Annotated in this window: 20 protein-coding genes; 5 read left to right on the forward strand and 15 right to left on the reverse strand. The window is 75.1% G+C overall.

Annotated features, from left to right (window positions below; translation table 11 throughout):
* Positions 1 to 9: 9 nt before the first annotated feature.
* On the reverse strand, positions 10 to 783 hold the full coding sequence (locus MUU72_RS24910; RefSeq protein ID WP_248015622.1) for an SDR family NAD(P)-dependent oxidoreductase: 774 nt from the start codon (positions 781 to 783) through the stop codon (positions 10 to 12).
* Positions 784 to 931: 148 nt separating this feature from the next.
* Here MUU72_RS24910 and MUU72_RS24915 point away from each other — a divergent pair, with 148 nt between their 5' ends.
* Positions 932 to 1,942 carry a hydroxyacid dehydrogenase gene (locus MUU72_RS24915; RefSeq protein WP_248015623.1) on the forward strand — a complete coding sequence of 337 codons (1,011 nt, stop codon included), beginning with the start codon at positions 932 to 934 and terminating at the stop codon, positions 1,940 to 1,942.
* Between the two features lie 108 nt (positions 1,943 to 2,050).
* Here MUU72_RS24915 and groL read toward each other — a convergent pair whose 3' ends face one another.
* Together groL and groES are read right to left on the reverse strand one after the other, a co-directional pair.
* Positions 2,051 to 3,679: a chaperonin GroEL gene (gene groL, locus MUU72_RS24920; protein ID WP_248015624.1), complete on the reverse strand. Its 1,629-nt coding sequence runs from the start codon at positions 3,677 to 3,679 to the stop codon at positions 2,051 to 2,053.
* Between the two features lie 136 nt (positions 3,680 to 3,815).
* On the reverse strand, positions 3,816 to 4,124 hold the full coding sequence (gene groES / locus MUU72_RS24925; RefSeq protein WP_066988311.1) for a co-chaperone GroES: 309 nt from the start codon (positions 4,122 to 4,124) through the stop codon (positions 3,816 to 3,818).
* 406 nt (positions 4,125 to 4,530) lie between these two features.
* Here groES and MUU72_RS24930 point away from each other — a divergent pair, with 406 nt between their 5' ends.
* Positions 4,531 to 5,964 (forward strand): FtsW/RodA/SpoVE family cell cycle protein, encoded by a 1,434-nt coding sequence (locus MUU72_RS24930; RefSeq protein WP_248015643.1) that lies wholly within the window; start codon positions 4,531 to 4,533, stop codon positions 5,962 to 5,964.
* 49 nt (positions 5,965 to 6,013) lie between these two features.
* Positions 6,014 to 7,204 carry a class I SAM-dependent methyltransferase gene (locus MUU72_RS24935; RefSeq protein WP_248015625.1) on the forward strand — a complete coding sequence of 397 codons (1,191 nt, stop codon included), beginning with the start codon at positions 6,014 to 6,016 and terminating at the stop codon, positions 7,202 to 7,204.
* 16 nt (positions 7,205 to 7,220) lie between these two features.
* On the opposite strand, the gene MUU72_RS24940 is transcribed toward MUU72_RS24935, so the two are convergent.
* From MUU72_RS24940 to tsaB, 4 genes are all read right to left on the reverse strand, one after another.
* Positions 7,221 to 7,595 (reverse strand): hypothetical protein, encoded by a 375-nt coding sequence (locus tag MUU72_RS24940; protein WP_248015626.1) that lies wholly within the window; start codon positions 7,593 to 7,595, stop codon positions 7,221 to 7,223.
* A 97-nt stretch (positions 7,596 to 7,692) separates the two neighbouring features.
* Entirely contained in the window at positions 7,693 to 8,832 is a 1,140-nt protein-coding gene (gene tsaD / locus MUU72_RS24945) for a tRNA (adenosine(37)-N6)-threonylcarbamoyltransferase complex transferase subunit TsaD (protein WP_248015627.1), read from the reverse strand.
* Positions 8,833 to 8,834: 2 nt separating this feature from the next.
* Positions 8,835 to 9,308, reverse strand: coding sequence for a ribosomal protein S18-alanine N-acetyltransferase (gene rimI, locus MUU72_RS24950; protein WP_248015644.1), 474 nt, complete (start codon positions 9,306 to 9,308; stop codon positions 8,835 to 8,837).
* 50 nt (positions 9,309 to 9,358) lie between these two features.
* A complete protein-coding gene (gene tsaB / locus MUU72_RS24955; protein ID WP_248015628.1) occupies positions 9,359 to 10,018 on the reverse strand; it encodes a tRNA (adenosine(37)-N6)-threonylcarbamoyltransferase complex dimerization subunit type 1 TsaB in 660 nt (219 codons plus the stop codon).
* A 129-nt stretch (positions 10,019 to 10,147) separates the two neighbouring features.
* Here tsaB and MUU72_RS24960 point away from each other — a divergent pair, with 129 nt between their 5' ends.
* Positions 10,148 to 10,723, forward strand: coding sequence for a hypothetical protein (locus MUU72_RS24960; RefSeq protein WP_248015629.1), 576 nt, complete (start codon positions 10,148 to 10,150; stop codon positions 10,721 to 10,723).
* Positions 10,724 to 10,764: 41 nt separating this feature from the next.
* Here the strand turns inward: MUU72_RS24960 and MUU72_RS24965 are convergent, their stop codons facing one another.
* From MUU72_RS24965 to MUU72_RS25000, 8 genes are all read right to left on the reverse strand, one after another.
* The gene (locus MUU72_RS24965; RefSeq protein WP_248015630.1) at positions 10,765 to 11,001 is read right to left on the reverse strand and encodes a hypothetical protein; all 237 of its coding nucleotides are present in this window, start codon (positions 10,999 to 11,001) and stop codon (positions 10,765 to 10,767) included.
* A gap of 177 nt (positions 11,002 to 11,178) precedes the next feature.
* On the reverse strand, positions 11,179 to 11,715 hold the full coding sequence (gene tsaE / locus MUU72_RS24970; RefSeq protein ID WP_248015631.1) for a tRNA (adenosine(37)-N6)-threonylcarbamoyltransferase complex ATPase subunit type 1 TsaE: 537 nt from the start codon (positions 11,713 to 11,715) through the stop codon (positions 11,179 to 11,181).
* A gap of 72 nt (positions 11,716 to 11,787) precedes the next feature.
* Positions 11,788 to 13,119, reverse strand: a complete 1,332-nt coding sequence (locus MUU72_RS24975) for an alpha/beta fold hydrolase (protein ID WP_248015632.1) — start codon at positions 13,117 to 13,119, stop codon at positions 11,788 to 11,790.
* A complete protein-coding gene (alr, locus tag MUU72_RS24980) occupies positions 13,116 to 14,309 on the reverse strand; it encodes an alanine racemase (RefSeq protein ID WP_248015633.1) in 1,194 nt (397 codons plus the stop codon). The genes MUU72_RS24975 and alr overlap by 4 nt, the downstream gene beginning before the upstream one ends.
* A gap of 217 nt (positions 14,310 to 14,526) precedes the next feature.
* Positions 14,527 to 15,960 (reverse strand): NAD(P)H-hydrate dehydratase, encoded by a 1,434-nt coding sequence (locus MUU72_RS24985; RefSeq protein ID WP_248015634.1) that lies wholly within the window; start codon positions 15,958 to 15,960, stop codon positions 14,527 to 14,529.
* Positions 15,961 to 16,025: 65 nt separating this feature from the next.
* On the reverse strand, positions 16,026 to 16,394 hold the full coding sequence (locus MUU72_RS24990; RefSeq protein WP_066980925.1) for a holo-ACP synthase: 369 nt from the start codon (positions 16,392 to 16,394) through the stop codon (positions 16,026 to 16,028).
* A 5-nt stretch (positions 16,395 to 16,399) separates the two neighbouring features.
* Positions 16,400 to 18,247: a glutamine--fructose-6-phosphate transaminase (isomerizing) gene (gene glmS / locus MUU72_RS24995; protein ID WP_248015635.1), complete on the reverse strand. Its 1,848-nt coding sequence runs from the start codon at positions 18,245 to 18,247 to the stop codon at positions 16,400 to 16,402.
* 25 nt (positions 18,248 to 18,272) lie between these two features.
* Entirely contained in the window at positions 18,273 to 18,530 is a 258-nt protein-coding gene (locus MUU72_RS25000; RefSeq protein WP_248015636.1) for a hypothetical protein, read from the reverse strand.
* A gap of 164 nt (positions 18,531 to 18,694) precedes the next feature.
* Between MUU72_RS25000 and coaA the strand changes: the two genes are divergently transcribed.
* A complete protein-coding gene (coaA, locus tag MUU72_RS25005; protein WP_248015637.1) occupies positions 18,695 to 19,681 on the forward strand; it encodes a type I pantothenate kinase in 987 nt (328 codons plus the stop codon).
* Positions 19,682 to 19,840 lie beyond the last annotated feature (159 nt).

Here is a 19,840-nt window from a genome sequence, read left to right on the forward strand (position 1 = left end):
GCGGCCCCCTTACCGGGGGCCGTACTTCCGGCCGGTCCGCGAGGTCAGGCCGCCCAGCATGCCGCGCGGCGCCAGCTTCACCGCGCCCACCAGCGCCTTGTAGCGGGGGTCGGGGACGGACAGCGACCGGCCGCGGGCCAGGTCCTTCATCGCCGCGTCCACCAGCTTGTCCGCGTCCAGCCACAGCCAGCCGGGGATGTTGTCGGTGCCCATCCCGGCCCGCTGGTGGAACTCGGTCCGCACGAAGCCCGGGCACAGCGCCATCAGCCGCACCCCGCTGCCGGCCAGGTCGCGGGCGGCGCCCTGGGTGAACTGCACCACCCACGCCTTGCTCGCGCCGTACGTACCGCGCGGCACGAACGCCGCCACCGACGCCACGTTGACCACGGCGCCGCGCCGGCGCTCGCGCATCCCGCGCACCGCGGCCGTGGTCAGCCGCAGCACCGCCTCGCAGTGCACCTTGAGCATCGCCAGCTCGTCGGCCATCGGGACGTCGAGGTACTCGCCCTTGTTGCCGAAGCCGGCGTTGTTGACCAGCAGGTCCACCGGCCGCCGGGTGTCCGCCAGGCGCGCCTCGACGGCCGCGATGCCCTCCTCGGTCGCCAGGTCGGCGCGCAGCACCTCGGCCTCGATGCCGTGCCGGTCGTGGAGTTCGGTGGCCTGCTCGCGGAGGCGCTTCTCGTCGCGGGCCACCAGCACCACGCTGTGCCCGTCGCCCGCGAGGCGGCGGGCGAACGCCGCGCCGATGCCGGCGGTTGCTCCTGTGATCAGTGCAGTCGTCATACCGGAACCGTAGCCGGGAGTTGGGGATCGCCACGCGGTGGCCGGGGGCGGGGCGCGCCCGGCGCGCACGACGGGGCCGGCGCGGGGCGGGAGCGGGCGGCCCGGGCGGGGAAGGCAAGGGGGAGACGGCGTCGGAGGAGGGGTGGCGATGCGACCGGTACTGCTGCTGGCGATGGGTCCGGGCGTGGCCGAACGGCTGCTGGGGGAACCGCAGTGGGCGCGCCTGGAGGGGCTGGTCCGAACGGACCGGCGGCTTGTCGCGCACGCGTGGGACGGGCCGGGCAGCGCGGTGGCCGCCGCGCTCGCCGAGGCGGAGGTGCTGCTCACCTGCTGGGGTGCGCCGCCGCTCACCGCCGAGGTGCTGGCCGCGGCGCCCCGGCTGCGGGCGGTGGTGCACGCGGCGGGGTCGGTCAAGCACCACGTCACCGACGCCTGCCGGGTCCGCGGACTGGCCGTCAGCTCGGCCGCGTCGGTCAACGCCCGGCCGGTGGCCGAGTACACCCTGGCCGCCGTCCTGTTCGCCAACAAGCGGGTGCTGCACGCCGCGCACCGCTACCGGACGCTGCGCCGCCGCCACGACTGGGCGGCCGAGCTGGCCGGCGCCGGCAACCACGGGCGCACCGTCGGCATCGTCGGCGCGTCCCGCATCGGGCGGCGGGTCATCGCGCTGCTCGCGCCGTTCGGGTTCCGGGTGCTGGTCCACGACCCGTACCTGGCGGCGGAGGAGGCGGCGCGGCTGGGGGTGGCGCGGGTGCCGCTGGCGGAGCTGTGCGCGCGCAGCGACGTGGTCAGCGTGCACGCGCCGGAGGTGCCGGCCACCCGGCACCTGATCGGGGCCCGGGAGCTGGCGCTGATGCCGGACGGGGCGACGCTGGTCAACACCTCGCGCGGCTCGCTGGTCGATCAGCGGGCGCTGGTCGCGGAGCTGTGCGGCGGGCGGCTGTCCGCCGTACTGGACGTCACCGAGCCCGAACTCCCGCCCGCCGACTCGCCGTTGTACGACCTGCCGAACGTGCTGCTCACCCCGCACATCGCCGGGTCGCTGGGCACCGAGCTGCACCGGATGGCCGACCACGCGCTGGACGAGCTGGCGCGGTACGCGCGCGGCGAGCCGTTCGCGGAGCCGGTGCGCTGGGAGGAGCTGGGGTACTCGGCCTGAGCGGCCGGACCGGGCCCCGGAACGGGCCGAGGCCCGGCCCCGCGGGTGCGGGACCGGGCCTCGGCGGCGGCCTGCGACGGCGCGCGGCGGGCGCGCGGCCGGCCGGTGTCAGTGCGCGTGGCCGTGACCGTGGCCGTGACCGGCGGCGGCCTCTTCCTCTTCCTTCTTCTCGACGACCAGGGTCTCGGTCGTCAGCAGGAGGGAGGCGATGGAGGCGGCGTTCTCCAGGGCCGAGCGGGTGACCTTGACCGGGTCGATGACGCCGGCCTTGACCAGGTCGCCGTACTCGCCGGTGGCGGCGTTGAAGCCGTTGCCCTTGTCGAGCTCGGACACCTTGGTGGTGATCACGTAGCCTTCGAGGCCGGCGTTCTCGGCGATCCAGCGCAGCGGCTCGACGGCGGCACCGCGGACCACGGCGACACCGGTGGCCTCGTCGCCGTCCTTGCCGAGGTTGTTCTCCAGCACCTTGACGGCGTGGACGAGGGCGGAGCCACCACCGGAGACGATGCCCTCCTCGACCGCGGCGCGGGTCGCGGAGATGGCGTCCTCCAGGCGGTGCTTCTTCTCCTTGAGCTCGACCTCGGTGGCCGCGCCGACGCGGATCACGCAGACGCCGCCGGCGAGCTTGGCCAGGCGCTCCTGGAGCTTCTCGCGGTCCCAGTCGGAGTCGGTGGTCTCGATCTCGGCCTTGATCTGGGCGACGCGGCCCGCGACGTCCGCGGAGTTGCCGCCGCCGTCGACGAGGGTGGTGTCGTCCTTGGTGACGGTCACGCGGCGGGCGGTGCCCAGCACGTCCAGGCCGACCTGGTCGAGCTTGAGGCCGACCTCCTCGGCGACGACGGTGGCACCGGTGAGGGTGGCCATGTCGCCGAGCATCGCCTTGCGGCGGTCACCGAAGCCGGGGGCCTTGACGGCCACCGCGTTGAAGGTGCCGCGGATCTTGTTGACGACGAGGGTGGAGAGCGCCTCGCCCTCGACGTCCTCGGCGATGATCAGCAGCGGCTTGGAGGCGTTGGCCTGGATGATCTTCTCCAGCAGGGGCAGCAGGTCCTGGATGGAGGAGATCTTGCCCTGGTGGATCAGGATGTAGGGGTCGTCGAGGACGGCCTCCATGCGCTCCTGGTCGGTGACCATGTAGGGCGAGAGGTAGCCCTTGTCGAAGGCCATGCCCTCGGTGAAGTCCAGCTCCAGGCCGAAGGTGTTGGACTCCTCGACGGTGATCACACCGTCCTTGCCGACCTTGTCCATGGCCTCGGCGATCAGCTCGCCGACCTGCGGGTCCTGGGCGGACAGCGCGGCGACGGCGGCGATGTCGGACTTGTCGTCGATCGGGCGGGCGGTGGCCAGCAGCTCGTCGGAGACGGCCTTGACGGCCGCGTCGATGCCCTTCTTCAGGGCGGCCGGGGAGGCGCCGGCGGCGACGTTGCGCAGACCCTCGCGGACCAGCGCCTGGGCCAGCACGGTGGCGGTGGTGGTGCCGTCACCCGCGATGTCGTTGGTCTTGGTCGCCACCTCCTTGACGAGCTGTGCGCCGAGGTTCTCGTACGGGTCCTCGATCTCCACCTCGCGCGCGATGGTCACACCGTCGTTGGTGATGGTCGGGGCACCGAACTTCTTGTCGATGACCACGTTGCGGCCCTTGGGGCCGATGGTGACCTTGACCGTGTCGGCCAGCTTGTTCACACCGCGCTCAAGGGCGCGGCGGGCGTCCTCGTCGAACTTCAGGATCTTCGCCATGGGTTGCTTCAAGTCCTCTCGTTGCGATCGTCGGCCTCGCCGCCGGGACCGCTCTCGCGAAAAATGAGCTGCGCCCCTGCCCCGGGTCGGTGAGAACGCGGGAACCAGGGGCGCAGATCAGGGCAAATCCGGTGACTTACTTCTCGACGATCGCGAGCACGTCGCGGGCCGAGAGGACGAGGTACTCCTCGCCGCTGTACTTCACCTCGGTGCCGCCGTACTTGCTGTAGAGCACGACGTCACCGACCTTCACGTCGAGCTCGATGCGCTTGCCGTCCTCGAAGCGGCCCGGGCCGATCGCCAGGACGACGCCCTCCTGGGGCTTCTCCTTGGCGGTGTCCGGGATGACCAGGCCCGAGGCCGTGGTCTGCTCGGCGTCGAGCGGCTGGACCACGATGCGGTCCTCGAGCGGCTTGATGGCAACCTTGGAGCTGGCGGTCGTCACGATCCGACCTCCCCCTTCGGAGATCTCACGGGGTTAACTGTCTGAGGTGGCGACCAGGTGGATCCGTCGTCGCGGGTGCCGGACCTGCCCGTCGCTGTGTTGGCACTCTCCGTCGGGGAGTGCCAACGCTGAGACTATGACGCCGTTAGCACTCGGTCAAGCGGAGTGCCAGCGAGCCGCGGGCGCGTACCGTGTCAGGGGCCGGCGGCACCGGGTGGACTCCGACACACCTGCGCGTCGGCGGCAACCGGCCCCGAGGCTGTTCCGTCTTGCCCCGCGGACCGCTGACACCGGACCACGACCCGGCCGCCCCGCGGCCCTGACCATCGATCGCGGAGGAACCGTGCGTGGACTGACCAGCGCTTCCCGGGGCCCCGGGGGACCGGAGAGCGACGCCGAGCGCACCATGACGTTCGCGGCGCTGGCCCAGGCCCCCAACCGCCGGCGGACCGAAGCCTGGCTGCTCGCCTTCGTCGTGTTCATCACCGTCTTCGGCTACGCCTACACCGAGCTGTCCATGAAGGGGCAGTTCGGCGGCGGGCTGGGCGGCTTCGCGATGAGCGTCTTCTTCATCGCGCTCGTGTCCCACCTCGTCGTCCGCCGGTTCGCCCCGCGCGCGGATCCGCTGATCCTGCCGCTGGCGACGCTGCTCACCGGCATCGGACTGGTGCTGCTGCACCGGCTGGACATCACCTACGCCGAGAAGCCGCGGCTGCACATCGCCCAGGCGGCGACCGGGCAGCTGGTGTGGACGGTCATCGGGGTCGCGGTCTGCGTCGTCATCCTGATGGTGCTGCGCGACCACCGCTTCCTCCAGCGCTACATCTACCTGACCATGGCGGTCGCGCTGGTGATGCTGATGGCGCCGGCCTTCTTCGGCGCGGACAAGTTCGGCGCCAAGCGCTGGATCATGCTGGGGCCGCTGTCCCTCCAGCCCGGCGAGTTCGTGAAGATCATGATCGTGGTGTTCTTCGCCGGCTACCTGACCGTCAACCGCGACGCGCTGGCGCTGGCCGGGCGCCGGGTGATGGGCATGCAGCTGCCGCCGGGCCGGCAGCTCGGACCGATCTTCACCATCTGGGTCATCAGCCTGCTGGTGCTGGTCTTCGAACGCGACCTGGGCACCTCGCTGATCTTCTTCGGCGTCTTCGTGATCATGCTCTACATGGCCACCGAGCGCACCAGCTGGGTGGTCTGCGGCCTGCTCATGGCGGTGGTCGGCGCGGGCGTCGTCGGCTCCACCGAACCGCACGTCAAGGGCCGCGTGATGGCCTGGCTGCACCCGATGGACATCTTCCTGCCGGCGGACAAGCGGCCCCCGGGCCTGATCTCCGACCAGGCCGCGCAGGCGCTCTTCAGCTTCGGCAGCGGCGGGATCGGCGGCACCGGCCTGGGCCAGGGCCACCCCGAGCTGATCGGCTTCGCCGGCAACTCCGACTTCATCCTCACCACCGTCGGCGAGGAGCTGGGCCTGGCCGGGGTGATGGCCGTCCTGCTGCTCTACGCCCTGCTCGCCCAGCGCGGCATGCGGGTCGGCCTGACCGCCCGCGACCCGTTCGGCAAGCTGCTGGCGGTCGGGCTCTCCGGGGCGCTGCTGCTCCAGGTCTTCGTCGTCACCGGCGGCGTCACCGGCCTGATCCCGCTGACCGGCAAGGCGCTGCCGTTCCTCGCGGCGGGCGGCTCGTCGATGGTGGCGAACTGGGTGATGGTGGCGGTGCTGCTGCGGGTCAGCGACAGCGCCCAGCGGCGCCGGGAGCCGGTCCGGCCGGCCCCGGCCCGGCCGGACGCCGACGCCACCCAGCGGGTGCCGCGGATCACCGGGCCCGCCCCCGGGGCCTGAGCCGGCCGCGGGTGCGGACCGGGCCGCCGGCTGGCCCACAATGGTGCCGATGACCGATCTCGACACCTTCTCCGCGCTGCTCGCCCCCGAGGGCCAGGAGCTGCTGGCCGCCCTGCGGGACCACGACCCGGCGGACGAGCTGGCGACCGCCACCCGGCTGCGCCGCGACCACCCCGCCCCGCTGGTCTCCGCGGCCCTCGGGCAGGCCCGGCTGCGGCAGCGGGCGGCGGCCAAGTTCGGCGCGGACGCCGCCCGGATGTACTTCACCCCCAACGGCGTCGAGCAGTCCACCCGCGCCCCGGTCGCCGACCACCGCGCCGCCCGGCTGGCCGCCCTCGGCGTCCGCACGCTGGCCGACCTGTGCTGCGGGATCGGCGGCGACGCGCTGGCGCTGGCCCGGGCCGGCATCCGCGTCCTGGCCGTGGACCGCGATCCGCTGGCCTGCGCGGCGGCCCGGGCGAACGCCGCGGCGCTGGGGCTCGCGGACCGGATCGAGGTGCGGTGCGCCGACGTCACCGAGACCGGCACCGCCGGGTACGACGCGGTGTTCGTGGACCCGGCCCGGCGCACCGGGGCCCGCGGCGGCCGGATCTTCGACCCCGAGGCGTACGCGCCGCCGCTGTCCTGGGCGGTCGGCGCGGCCCGCTCGGCCCCGTACGCGGCGCTGAAGATCGCGCCGGGCGTCCCGCACGAGGCGCTGCCCGAGGACGCCGAGACCGAGTGGATCTCCGACGGCGGGGATGTGAAGGAGGCCGTGGTGTGGTTCGGCACCGGCCGGCCCGGCGCCCGCCGCGCCACCCTGCTGCCGTCCGGCGCCTCCCTCCTCGGCGCCGGCCCGCCGGACCCCGCCCCGGTCGGCCCGGTCGGCGGCTGGCTCCACGAGCCGGACGGCGCGGTGATCCGGGCGCACCTGGTCGCCGAGGTCGCCGAGCAGGTCGGCGGGCGGCTGATCGACCCGACCATCGCCTATGTGACGGCCGACGAGCTGGTGCCGACGCCGTACGCCACCGCCTACGCCGTCACCGACGTGCTGCCCTTCAACGTCAAGAAGCTGCGGGCGCTGCTGCGGGAGCGGGAGGTCGGCGTCGCGGTGATCAAGAAGCGCGGGTCCGCGGTGGAGCCCGAGGAGCTGCGCCGCAAGCTCAAGCTCGCCGGACCGCACAGCTGCACGGTCTTCCTCACCCGGGTCGCCGGGGCGCCCGCGATGCTGCTCGGGCACCCCGCCGGGGCGGCCGCCTGACCCGCCCGGCACCGGCTCAGGCCAGGTCGGTCAGGTCCTCGGCGTAGATCCGGGCGAGCGGCTGCGGGCCCACGTACTGCTGGCAGGCGCACGGGCGGGCCTCGTACCGGACGGGCCGGTCGTCGGCGCCCCAGGCCACGGCGGTGCGCACCGTCTCGTGGCAGACGCCCTGCTTGTCGTGCTTGGCGAGGTGGTGCTCGCAGCCGCACACCGGGGCGGGCGGACGGTCAGCGGCCTCCAGCGCCAGGCGCTCCGCCCGGCGCGCCTCGATGAGCGCCAGCTTGCGCCGGTGCCGCGTCCGCAGCGCCCCGGCGGCGGCGCCGCGCACCGCGCGGCCGGCGTAGAGCGCCGGTCCGATCAGGAAGAAGAGATACCACCAGTCCCAGTCCACCGCGCGTCCCCCGCCGTCCCCCGGTCGTTCCTACGGGGCGGTAACCCGCGCCCGCCGTCAGGATACGGCGTGGCGCGCGGGCCGCCGGACGTCCGGGCTACGAATAGAGGTTGTCCTTGCTCAGCTCGTGGAAGTGGTCGTGATCGTGGCCGCCGTGCCCGCCGTGGCCGTGGTCGTGGGCGTGCGGGTCCGGGACGTGGGGCTCGGTGACCGGCAGCGAGGAGTCCGCGGACAGGTCCCAGGCCGAGGCCGGGCGGTTGCGGGCCACCATCTCGGCGCCCAGCGCGGCGACCATCGCGCCGTTGTCGGTGCACAGCTTGGGGCGCGGCACCCGCAGCCGGATGCCGGCGTCCTCGCAGCGGCGCTCGGCCATCGCCCGCAGCCGGGAGTTGGCCGCCACCCCGCCGCCGATCATCAGGTGGTCCACGCCGCTGTCCTTGCAGGCCCGGACGGCCTTGCGGGTCAGCACGTCGACGACCGCCTCCTGGAACGACGCCGAGACGTCCGCCACCGGTACCTCCTCGCCGGCCGCCCGCTTGGCCTCGATCCACCGGGCCACCGCGGTCTTCAGACCGGAGAAGGAGAAGTCGTAGGCGGCATCGCGCGGGCCGGTCAGGCCGCGCGGGAAGCGGATCGCCTCCGGGTCGCCCTCGCGCGCGTACCGGTCGATGACCGGGCCGCCCGGGAAGCCGAGGTTGAGGACCCGGGCGACCTTGTCGAACGCCTCGCCCGCCGCGTCGTCGATGGTCGAGCCCAGCGGCCGGACGTCGGAGGTGATGTCGGGCGCCAGCAGCAGCGAGGAGTGGCCGCCGGAGACCAGCAGCGCCATCGTCGGCTCCGGCAGCGGGCCGTGCTCCAGCTGGTCGACGCAGATGTGCGAGGCGAGGTGGTTGACGCCGTAGAGCGGCTTGCCGAGGGCGTAGGCGTACGCCTTGGCGGCCGAGACGCCGACCAGCAGGGCGCCCGCCAGGCCGGGCCCGGCGGTGACCGCGATGCCGTCCAGGTCGGAGGCGGCGACCCCGGCCTCCTTCAGCGCGCGCTGGATGGTGGGGACCATCGCCTCCAGGTGGGCCCGGGAGGCCACCTCGGGCACCACCCCGCCGAAGCGGGCGTGCTCGTCGACGCTGGAGGCGACCGCGTCGGCGAGGAGGGTGTGGCCGCGGACGATGCCGACACCGGTCTCGTCGCAGGAGGTCTCGATGCCGAGGACGAGCGGTCCGCCGCGGGAATCAGCCATGTTCACGTTCCTTGTACGGAGGGTGCTTCGGAGGAGGTCTGGGAGGGGCGGCGCATCACCAGCGCGTCGACGTTGCCGGGCTGGTAGTAGCCGCGCCGGAAGCCGATCGGCTCGAAGCCGAAGCGCTCGTAGAGGCGCTGCGCGCGGAGGTTGTCGACCCGCACCTCCAGCAGCACCTCGTGGCACTCGAAGGCGGTGGCGGCGCCGAGCAGCGCGGCCAGCAGCCGGCCGCCGAGGCCGGTGCCCCACTGGTCGCGCGCGGTGGCGATGGTCTGGATGTCACCGGTGCCGTCCACGGCGGCGAGCCCGCCGTAGCCGGTGATCCGCCCGCCCTGCTCGGCGACGAGGTAGCGGCGGGTGGCCAGCGGACCGCGGGCGTGCGCGAGCTCCGACCAGAACATCCCCGGCGACCAGGCGTCCTCGGGGAAGAGGTCGTGCTCCAGCGCCAGCACCGGCTCCAGGTCCCACCAGCGCATCTCGCGCAGCTCGCCGCGCGGGGCGGGGCCGGTCCCGTCGGGGCGAGGGCTCACTTGGGGGTGACCACCTTGTAGTTGGCGGGCACCTGGGCGTCCGGGCGGCGCAGGTACAGCGGGCGCGGCGGCAGCAGCTCCTCGCCCGCGGCCAGCTTCGCGGCGGCCAGCTCGGCGAGCGCGGCGGCCGACTGGTGCTCCGGGCCGTCGCGCCGGACGCCGGTGAAGACGGTGTCGTAGAGCAGCGCGCCGGCGCCCACGGCCGGGACCCCGGCGACCTCGTCGGCGAGGTCGGCGGGGCGGTCCACGGCGGGCTCGGTCAGCCGCGTGCGCGCGTCCGCGTACCGGGCCCAGTAGACCTCCTTGCGGCGCGCGTCGGTGGCCACGACGAAGGGTTCGGTCAGCCCGGAGGCGTAGGCCAGGCCGTCCAGCGAGCACAGGCCGTGGACGGGCACGTCCAGCGCCGCGCCGAAGGCGGTGGCGGTGACCAGCCCCACCCGCAGCCCGGTGTACGGGCCGGGGCCGACCCCGGCCACGATGCCGGTGACGTCGGCGAGCTTCCGCCCGGCCTCGGCCAGGACCCGGTCGACGGCGGGCAGCAGCAGTTCCCCGTGCCGGCGCGCATCCACCTCGCCGGCGGCGGCGAGGACGCGGGAACCGTCGTGGAGCGCGGCGGTGACGGCGGGGGTGGCGGTGTCAAGAGCTAGCAGCAGCACGCCTTAAAGACTACGGCGCGGCCGGCGGTGCCCGGTGCGGTGCTACCGTCGGTCCCCTGCCCGCCCAGTCGGCACGACCCAGCACCCTCCCCGCCCGCGGCCGGGAGCGTACGGAAAGGTGGCACCGCGGTGCCCGCTAAGAGCAGCACGATCGTCACCGGTCTCACCGTGGCCGCCCTGGTCGCGATCGGTGTGCTCGGCTATCAGGCGACCGCGTCCGCCTCCGGCCCGCTGACCCCGGTGCGCGGCCAGGCCAGGAGCGCCGAGCGGCCGGCCGCCCGCGAGCAGCACGACAAGAAGGACACCCCGCCCGCCCCGCCCGCGGTCCCGGCGCAGTCGGGCACCGGCAAGCGGGTGGTGTACGCGCTGGACGCCAAGCGGGTCTGGCTGGTGGGCGCGGACGGCACCGCGCAGCGGACGTTCCCGGTGACGCCGAGCGCGGTGTCCCCGGCACCGGGCACCTACCCGGTCACCTCGCGGTCGGTGAGCGTGACCGGCTCGGACGGGGTGGCGGTCGAGCACGTGGTGCGGTTCGCCGCCGTCAACGGCGTGGTGATCGGCTTCAGCGCGGCGGTCGACGGTTCGACGCCCGCGCCGGGCGGTGCGAACGGCAGGAAGACCGGCGGCATCCGGGAGGCGCGGGCGGACGGCGCCGCGCTGTGGGACTTCGCGGTGCGCGGCGTGAAGGTCGTCGTCGTCCCCTGACGCCGTCGTCCCCTGACGCCCGCGCGCTTCGCCCGTGTGGGTTACGCCGCGTCGCGGCCCGGAGTGGACGCGGGCCGGCCGGCCGCGGCGGGGCGCCCCGATGCGCCGCTTTCGTCCTCGTCGCTCTCCCCGGCCCGCTCCTCCGCCCGCCGCGCGGCGCGCGCGGCATCGGCGCCGTTCGCCTCCTCCGCGGTATCCGGCGGCGTGGAGACGGCGCTGGCCGCGGCACCGGCCGCGAGCAGCTCGTTCATCGTCGGCGAGGGCTGGTGGGGGGACATGGACGCCTCCCGGGCTCCTGGGGCAAGCGACTGGGGTCAGGCTCTACTTAGGCACACCTAACCAGGGCTCTCCCACCCATGTGACCACGCGCGGCACCGCGCGCGCAACATTTTGCCGACGGCTTGTCGGAAACTACCGGGCCGACCGGTCCGAAAACCGCCCCGGAGCGGCCTTGGTCAGCAGATCTCCAGGTCCGGCAGTCCGGCGTCCGCCCAGCGCGCACCGATCCCGGTGACGCTCACCTCGCGCACGTCGTCCTCGTCCTCCTCCGGGTGCCCGGTGAGGCCGCCGGGGGCCTCGGCGCCCACGGCGCGGCCGATGACGACGTGCAGCCGCTCCTCGGACAGCTCCTCGACCTTGCCCTCGCCCCACTCGACGACCACCACCGACTCCGGCAGCGAGACGTCCAGGTCCAGGTCCTCCATCTCGTCCAGGCCGCCGTCGAGGCGGTACGCATCGACGTGCACCAGCGCCGGGCCGCCGGTCAGCGAGGGGTGGACCCGGGCGATGACGAAGGTGGGGGACGTCACGGCGCCCCGCACGCCCAGGCCCTCGCCCAGGCCGCGGGTGAGCGTGGTCTTCCCGGCCCCCAGCTCACCGGTGAGCAGCACCAGGTCGCCGGGGCGCAGCAGCGGCGCCAGCCGGCGGCCCAACTCCTGCATCTGATCGGGGGACTTGACGGTTACGCGGGCGGTCACGCCAGTGGTGCTCATGCCGCAAATGGTACGGCCCGGACGCGGCGGCGGTCCCGCGCCCGGCCGGGGGCGGCGGCGCACACCGGGGTGTCAGGCCCGCGCCGAGCGCGACCTCCGGGCCGCGCTGACCCGCTCCACCAGCCCCACCAGGTGCTCGTTGACCAGCTCGGGCCGCTCCAGCATCACCAGGTGCCCGGCCTCCGGGACGCAGACCAGCTCGGCGTCGGGCAGCACCTCGGCGATGGTCCGGCTGTGCTCGGCCGGGGTGATCAGGTCCTCCTCCCCGGCGAGCACCAGCGCCGGCACCGTGTCGTACGCCACCAGCGCCTCGGTCTTGTCGTGCACCGCGAACGCCGGGAAGAACTCGGCGACCACGTCGATCGGGGTCGCCTCGATCAGCCGCTCGCCGAACCGCGCGACCGCCGGATCCACCTCCGGGCTGCCGAACGAATAGCGCTTGACCAGCCCCGCGAACAGATCCGCGGTGGCCCGCCGGCCGCGCTCGACCAGCTCGCTCTGCCGCCCCAGCGCCCGCAGCACCCCCGGCGCCAGCCAGTGGAACGCCTTCGAGCCCATCGACGGCAGCCCGAAGCCCACCTCGCTCAGCCGGCCCGCCGACGTCCCGATCAGCGCGACCCCGGCCACCCGCTCCGCGACGAACTCCGGGAACTGGTCGGCCAGCGCCATCACCGTCATCCCGCCCATGGAGTGCCCGACCAGCACGATCGGCCCCTCGGGCACCGCCGCGTCCAGCACCGCCTTCAGGTCCCGGCCCAGCAGGTCGATGGTGACCGGCTCGCTCCCGTCGAGCTGCCCGTGGCCGCGCGCCGAGCGGCCGTGGCTGCGCTGGTCCCAGTGGACGGTGCGGACCGCACCGCGCAGCGCGGCCCGCTGGAAGTGCCAGGAATCCTGACTCAGGCAGTACCCGTGGCTGAAGACCACCGTCGGCGCCGGGGAGCGCCGCCCCAGAGCCGCCCTGAGCCGCTTGTGCAGCCCGCTGTGGGCGTCCTGCGCGGCCCGCGTCTCCTTGCCCGCACGGGCGCTCGCCGAGCCGTTGACGGCCCCCCGGGCGCCCTTGGCGGCCCGCCCCGCCGGCTTCCGCTCCCCCACCTCGTCGACCTCGTAGTACAGCTCGGTGCCGTCCTCGGCGACCGCCGCCCCCGGAATGCCGCGCAGCGTGCCGTACGGGCCGGACGCGTCCAGCGCCAGCCGCGCCCGGCGGCGCATCCCCCGGCCGACGGTCAGCCGCTCCATCGCCACCCCGGCCGCCGCGCCCGCCGCGACCACACCGATCGCCAGCCCCGCCAGGCCCGCCTGGCGGCCCGCCCGGGCCCAGTTGCCGGCCGTCTCCGCGGCGGTCTCGACGGCCGCCTCCACGGCCGTCTCCACGGCCTGCGCCGCGATCCTGCCGCCGTCGGTCATGCCCCGCCCCCCGTCCGCGCCGCGCCGTCCCCGCCACCGCCTCCGGCGGGCGCCGCGCCGTCCACGTAGACGCGCGGCACCCGGCTCCCGATCCGCGTGACGATCTCGTACCCGATCGTGCCGGCCGCCCGCGCCCAGTCCTCCGCGCTCGGCTCGCCGCGGTCCCCGGGCCCGAACAGCACCGCCTGCTCCCCGGCCTCGGCGCGGTCGCCGCCCAGGTCGACGACGAACTGGTCCATCGCCACCCGCCCGGCGACCGTCCGCCACTTCCCGGCGACCAGGACCGGCCCCGTCCCCGAGGCGTGCCGCGGGATGCCGTCGGCGTACCCCAGCGGGACCAGCGCCAGGGTGGTCTCCCCCGGTGTGGTGTAGAGGTGCCCGTACGACACCCCGTGGCCGCCCGGCACGCGCTTGACCGACGCCAGCGACGCCTCCAGGGTCATCACCGGCCGCAGCCCGAAGTCCTCCGGCGCGCCGAGCTCCGGGCTGGGCGAGACGCCGTAGATGCCGATCCCGGCGCGCACCAGGTCGAAGTGGGCCTCGGGGAGGGTGAGCAGCGCCGGGGTGTTGGCGATGTGCCGCACCTCGGGGCGCAGCCCGGCCGCGTCGGCCACCGCCAGCGCCCGGCGGAACTCCGCCAGCTGCGCGGCGATCGAGGGGTGCCCCGGCTCGTCGGCGCACGCGAAGTGCGACCAGACGCCGGTGACCGCGAGCACGCCCTCGGCCTCGGCGGCCCGGGCGGCCGCGGTCAGCTCCGCCCAGTCGGCCGGCTGGCAGCCGTTCCGGCCGAGCCCGGTGTCGATCTTCAGCTGGACGCGCGCGGCCCGGCCGCAGGCCCGCGCCGCGTCCGCGACCTCCCGCAGCGCCCACAGGCCGCTCACCGAGACGTCGATGGCCTCCTCGACCGCTCTGCGCCACGGCCCGCCCGGGGTCCACAGCCAGCACATCAGCCGTCCGGTGTCCCCCGCGGCGCGCAGGGCGAACGCCTCCTCCGGGAGCGCCGTGCCCAGCCAGGCCGCGCCCGCCTCCCGGGCGGCGCGGCCGCACCGGACGGCGCCGTGCCCGTAGCCGTCGGACTTGACCACGGCCATCAGCTCGGCCCCGGGGGCACGGTCCCGCAGGGCACGGACGTTCGACCGCACGGCGGCGAGGTCGATGGCGGCACGGGCACGCTTCGCTGTCTCGTTCATCCCCCTCAGTGTCGCAGGCGACCGCCCTCGGGGTCCCTGCTGACGCCGGTCCCGTCCCGGCTTTTCGCGTTCCCGCGCCTCCCGGGGGGACGCGCCACGCGGAACGGGCCGAGCCCGGCCGAACCGGCGGGAAAGCCGCCAACGGCACGGCCCGCAGGGGCCGTCCACGCGTCCACGGCACCCCGGCCCCCGGCGCCCCGGCAGGGCACCGCGGGCCTCAGGACACCACGTCCCGCCAGGCCGCCCCCAGCGCCCCGGCCACCTGGGACGCCACGATCGGCGCGCCGTGCGGGCCGGCCGCGCGCCGGGCCGCCAGGCCGTGCAGGTACGCACCCACCGCACCGGCGTCCCGCGGCGCGAGCCCGGCGGCCAGCAGGGAACCGGTGAGCCCGGAGAGCACATCGCCGCTGCCCGCGGTGGCGAGCCAGCCGGTGCCGGTGGGGTTGACCCGGACCGGGACCCCGTCCGCCGGCTCCGCCACCAGCGTCGTCGAGCCCTTCAGCAGCACCGTCGCCCCGTAGCGCGCGGCCAGCTCCCGTACGGACGCCAGCCGCGCCGCCTCGACCTCCGCGCGCCCGCACCCCAGCAGCGCCGCCGCCTCCCCGGCGTGCGGGGTCAGCAGCGTCCCGGCACTGCGCCGCCGGACCCGGTCCGGCGTCAGGAAGCGCAGCCCGTCGGCATCCACCAGCACCGGCACGTCCGCGGCCAGCACCTCCTCCAGCGCCCCCGACTCGTCGCCCAGCCCCGGGCCGATCACCCAGGACTGGACCCGGCCCGCCGCCCCCGGCGGCCCGGCGTGCACCAGCGTCTCCGGGAACCGCGCCAGCACCGCGTCCGCCGCCGGCCCCACGTACCGCACCGCCCCGGCGCCGCCGCGCACCGCGCCCGCGACCGCCAGCACCGCCGCCCCCGGATACCGCGCCGACCCCGCGACCACCCCGACCACGCCCCGCCGGTACTTGTCGCTCTCCGCCGCCGGCCGCGGCAGCAGCGCGGCCACGTCCGCGTGCTGGAGGGCCTCGGCGGCGGCGGCCGGCGGCACGTCCAGGCCGATGTCCACCAGGCGCAGCGCCCCGGCCCGCTCCCGCGCCGGATCGATCAGCAGGCCCGGCTTGTACGCGCCGAACGTGACCGTCAGATCGGCCCGGACGGCCTCGCCGGCCACCTCGCCGGTGTCCGCGTCCACGCCGCTGGGCAGATCGACCGCGACCACCGCACCCGCCGCCGCGCGGGCCGCGCGGGCGAGCCGGGCGGCCTCCGGGCGCAGCCCGCCGCGGCCGCCGATGCCGACGATGCCGTCGAGCACCAGATCGGCCCGCCCGATGTCGCCCGGGGCGTCGGACGAGACCCGCCCGCCGGCCGCGCGCAGCGCCGCCAGCCCGCCGCGGTGGGCCCGGTCGGGCGAGAGCAGCACCGCGCGCACCCCGGCGCCGCGGCGGGCCAGCCGGGCACCGGCGTACAGCGCGTCCCCGCCGTTGTCGCCGCTGCCCACCAGCAGCACCACCCGGGACCCGTACACCCGGCCCAGCAACTGCGCGCAGGCGGCGGCCAGTCCGGCCGCCGCCCGCTGCATCAGGGTTCCCTCGGGCAGCCGGGCCATCAGCTCCTGCTCGGCGGCCCGCACGGTCTGAACGCTGTAGGCAGTCCTCATGCGGCCAGTGTCACACCGGCACCGGGCACCGCGAACGCGCGCCGCCCGCGCGCCGCCGGCCCGCCTCACCCCTCGGCGACCACCACCGCCGAGGCCACCCCGGCATCGTGACTGAGCGACACGTGCCAGGAGCGGACGCCCAGTTCGGCGGCGCGGGCGGCGACCGTGCCGCGCACCCGCAGCCGCGGCTGCCCGCTGTCCTCCACGTACACCTCGGCATCCGTCCAGTGCAGACCGCCCGGCGCGCCCAGCGCCTTGGCCACCGCCTCCTTCGCGGCGAACCGCGCCGCCAGGGAGGCGATACCGCGCCGCTCGCCGCTCGGCAGCGTCAGCTCCGCCTCGATGAACAGCCGGTGCGCCAGCTCCGGCGTCCGCCGCAGCGCCGCGTCGAAGCGGTCGATCTCCGCGACGTCGATCCCGACCCCGATGATCACCCGCGTCACTCCACCGTGACCGACTTGGCCAGGTTGCGCGGCTGGTCGACCTCGTTGCCGCGGGCGGTGGCCAGTTCGCATGCGAAGACCTGGAGCGGGACGGCGGAGACCAGCGGCTGGAGCAGCACCGGCGTCCGCGGGATCCGCACCAGGTGGTCCGCGTACGGCACCACGGCCTCGTCGCCCTCCTCGGCGATGACGATGGTGCGGGCGCCCCGGGCCCGGATCTCCTGGATATTGGAGACGATCTTGTCGTGCAGCACCGACCGGCCGCGCGGCGACGGCACCACCACGACCACCGGCAGGTCCTCCTCGATGAGCGCGATCGGGCCGTGCTTGAGCTCACCGGCCGCGAAGCCCTCGGCGTGCATGTACGCCAGCTCCTTGAGCTTGAGCGCACCCTCCAGCGCGACCGGGTAACCGACGTGCCGGCCCAGGAACAGCACCGTGTTCTTGTCCGCCAGCGAGCGGGCCAGTGCGCGGACCGGCTCCATGGTGCCCAGCACCTGCTGCACCTGCGTGCCGATGGCGGCCAGTTCGCGCACCACGTCCCGGATCTCGTCGCCCCACTTCGTCCCGCGCACCTGCCCGAGGTACAGCGCGACGAGGTAGACCGCGACCAGCTGGGTCAGGAACGCCTTGGTGGAGGCGACCGCCACCTCCGGCCCGGCGTGCGTGTAGAGCACCGCGTCGGACTCCCGCGGGATGGTCGAGCCGTTGGTGTTGCAGATGGCCAGCACCCGCGCCCCCTGCTCGCGGGCGTGCCGCAGCGCCATCAGGGTGTCCATGGTCTCCCCGGACTGGCTGATGGCGATCACCAGCGTGCGGTCGTCCAGGATCGGGTCGCGGTAGCGGAACTCGCTGGCCAGCTCCGTCTCGCAGGGGATCCGCGTCCAGTGCTCGATGGCGTACTTGGCGATCATCCCGGCGTGGTAGGCCGTCCCGCACGCCACGATGACCACCTTGCCGACCTCGCGCAGCACCGCCGGCGGGATCCGCACCTCGTCCAGCGACAGCACCCCGGCGGCGTCCACCCGCCCCAGCAGGGTGTCGGCGACCGCCTTCGGCTGCTCGGCGATCTCCTTGAGCATGAAGTAGTCGTAGCCGCCCTTCTCGGCGGCCGAGGCGTCCCAGTCGACGTGGTAGGGGCGGACCTCGGCGGGCGCCCCCTCGAAGTCGGTCACCGCCACCCCGTCCCGGCGCAGCTCCACGACCTGGTCCTGGCCCAGCTCGACGGCCTCCCGGGTGTACGCGATGAACGCCGCGACGTCCGAGGCCAGGAACGCCTCGTCCTCGCCGAGCCCCACCACCAGCGGGGAGTTGCGGCGGGCGCCGACCACCACGTCCGGCGCGTCGGCGTGCACCGCGACGAGGGTGAACGCGCCCTCCAGCCGCCGGCACACCTGCCGCATGGCCTCGGCCAGCTCCCCGCACGAGGAGTACGCCTCGGCGAGCAGGTGCGCGACCACCTCGGTGTCGGTCTCGGACGCCAACGCGTGCCCGCGGTCGGCGAGTTCGGCGCGCAGCGCGGCGAAGTTCTCGATGATGCCGTTGTGCACGACGCTGACCCGGCCGGCGTTGTCCAGGTGCGGATGGGCGTTGGCGTCGGTGGGCCCGCCGTGCGTCGCCCACCGGGTGTGGCCGATCCCCACCGTGCCGGTGGGCAGCGGGCGGTCGGCCAGCTCCTTCTCCAGGTTGGCCAGTTTGCCGGCCTTCTTGGCCGCGGCCAGCCCGCCGTCCGCGAGCACCGCGACCCCGGCCGAGTCGTAGCCGCGGTACTCCAGCCGCTTCAGCCCGGCCAGCACCACCTCAAGGGCGCTCTGCCCGCCCACGTACCCCACGATTCCGCACATGGAGGCAGCCTACGCCGGGCCGTTCTCAATACCCGCGAGCTATCCGGTCCCGCGCCTCCCGGGCCCGGGCGCGCAGTTCCGCGTCGGCCTCCGGGTCCCCGCCGGGCTCGTGGTGCGCCAGGAAGTCCGCCAGGTCCTCCCCGATGTCGGCGTCCGGGAACTCCTCGGCCAGCTCGGCGTGGACCCGGGCCGCGAAGCCCTCGGCCCCGGCCCGGGCGCCCGCCGCGCGCCGCCGGCGCTCCCGGGCGCGTTCGCGCAGCAGTTCCCGCAGGCGTGCTCGCACGCCGACCCCCCTGTGTCTCCCCGGCGGCCACCGGCGCCGCTCCCGGTCAGAAAATACCCTTGTCCGCACTCCTCCGGGCGCCCGACGACCGGGTCCGTGCGCCCCGGACGGCCGGACGGCACCCCGCCGCGGTCCGCCCGCGCCCGCCGCGGACAATGGGCCCTGTGTCCCTGACGACGGATCCGCAACGACGCCGCACCGACAGCTCGCCGTACGTCGACCTGACGCGTGCGGAGTGGAGTGCCCTGCGGGAGCGGACCCCGCTCCCGCTGACCGCCGAGGAGGTCGAACGGCTGCGCGGCCTGGGCGACGTCATCGACCTCGACGAGGTCCGCGACGTCTACCTCCCGCTGTCCCGGCTGCTCAACCTCTACGTGGGCGCCACCAGCAACCTCCGCGGCGCCCTCAACACCTTCCTGGGCGACGCCGGCAACGGCCACGGCTCCCAGCCCGGCACCCCGTTCGTGATAGGCGTGGCGGGCAGCGTCGCGGTCGGCAAGTCCACCACCGCCCGGCTGCTCCAGGCGCTGCTGGCCCGCTGGCCCGAGCACCCGCACGTCGAGCTGGTCACCACCGACGGCTTCCTGCATCCCAACGCCGAACTCCACCGCCGCGGCCTGATGTCCCGCAAGGGCTTCCCCGAGTCCTACGACCGCCGGGCGCTGACCCGCTTCGTGGCCGACGTGAAGTCCGGCCGGGCCGAGGTCACCGCCCCGGTCTACTCGCACCTGATCTACGACATCGTGCCCGGCGAGCGGCTGACCGTGCGCCGCCCGGACATCCTCATCGTCGAGGGCCTGAACGTCCTCCAGCCGGCGCTGCCCGGCAAGGACGGCCGCACCCGGCTCGGCCTCGCCGACTTCTTCGACTTCTCGGTCTACGTGGACGCCCGCACCGAGGACATCGAGCAGTGGTACCTCGGCCGCTTCCGCAAACTGCGCCGGACCGCGTTCCAGGACCCCTGCTCGTACTTCCGCAAGTACACCCAGGTCTCCGAGGAGGAGGCGCTGGACTACGCCCGCCTGATGTGGCGCACCATCAACCGCCCCAACCTGGAGCAGAACGTGGCCCCCACCCGCGGCCGCGCCAGCCTCGTCCTCCGCAAGGGCCCGGACCACAAGGTCCAGCGGCTCTCCCTGCGGAAGCTGTGAACACGCCGCGGCGGCCCCCGCATCCGCCGGGGCCGCCGCGCCCCCCGGCGGCATCACCACCCACGCCGGCGCCGCCTCGCGGGTGGCCACCGCCCAGGACGCCATCGGCCGGCTGGACGCCCTGGTCAACAACGCCGGCTTCCTGCGCGACCGGATGCT

It is taken from the genome of Streptomyces rhizoryzae, from assembly GCF_023155275.1.
Taxonomy (GTDB): Bacteria; Actinomycetota; Actinomycetes; order Streptomycetales; family Streptomycetaceae; genus Streptomyces; species Streptomyces rhizoryzae.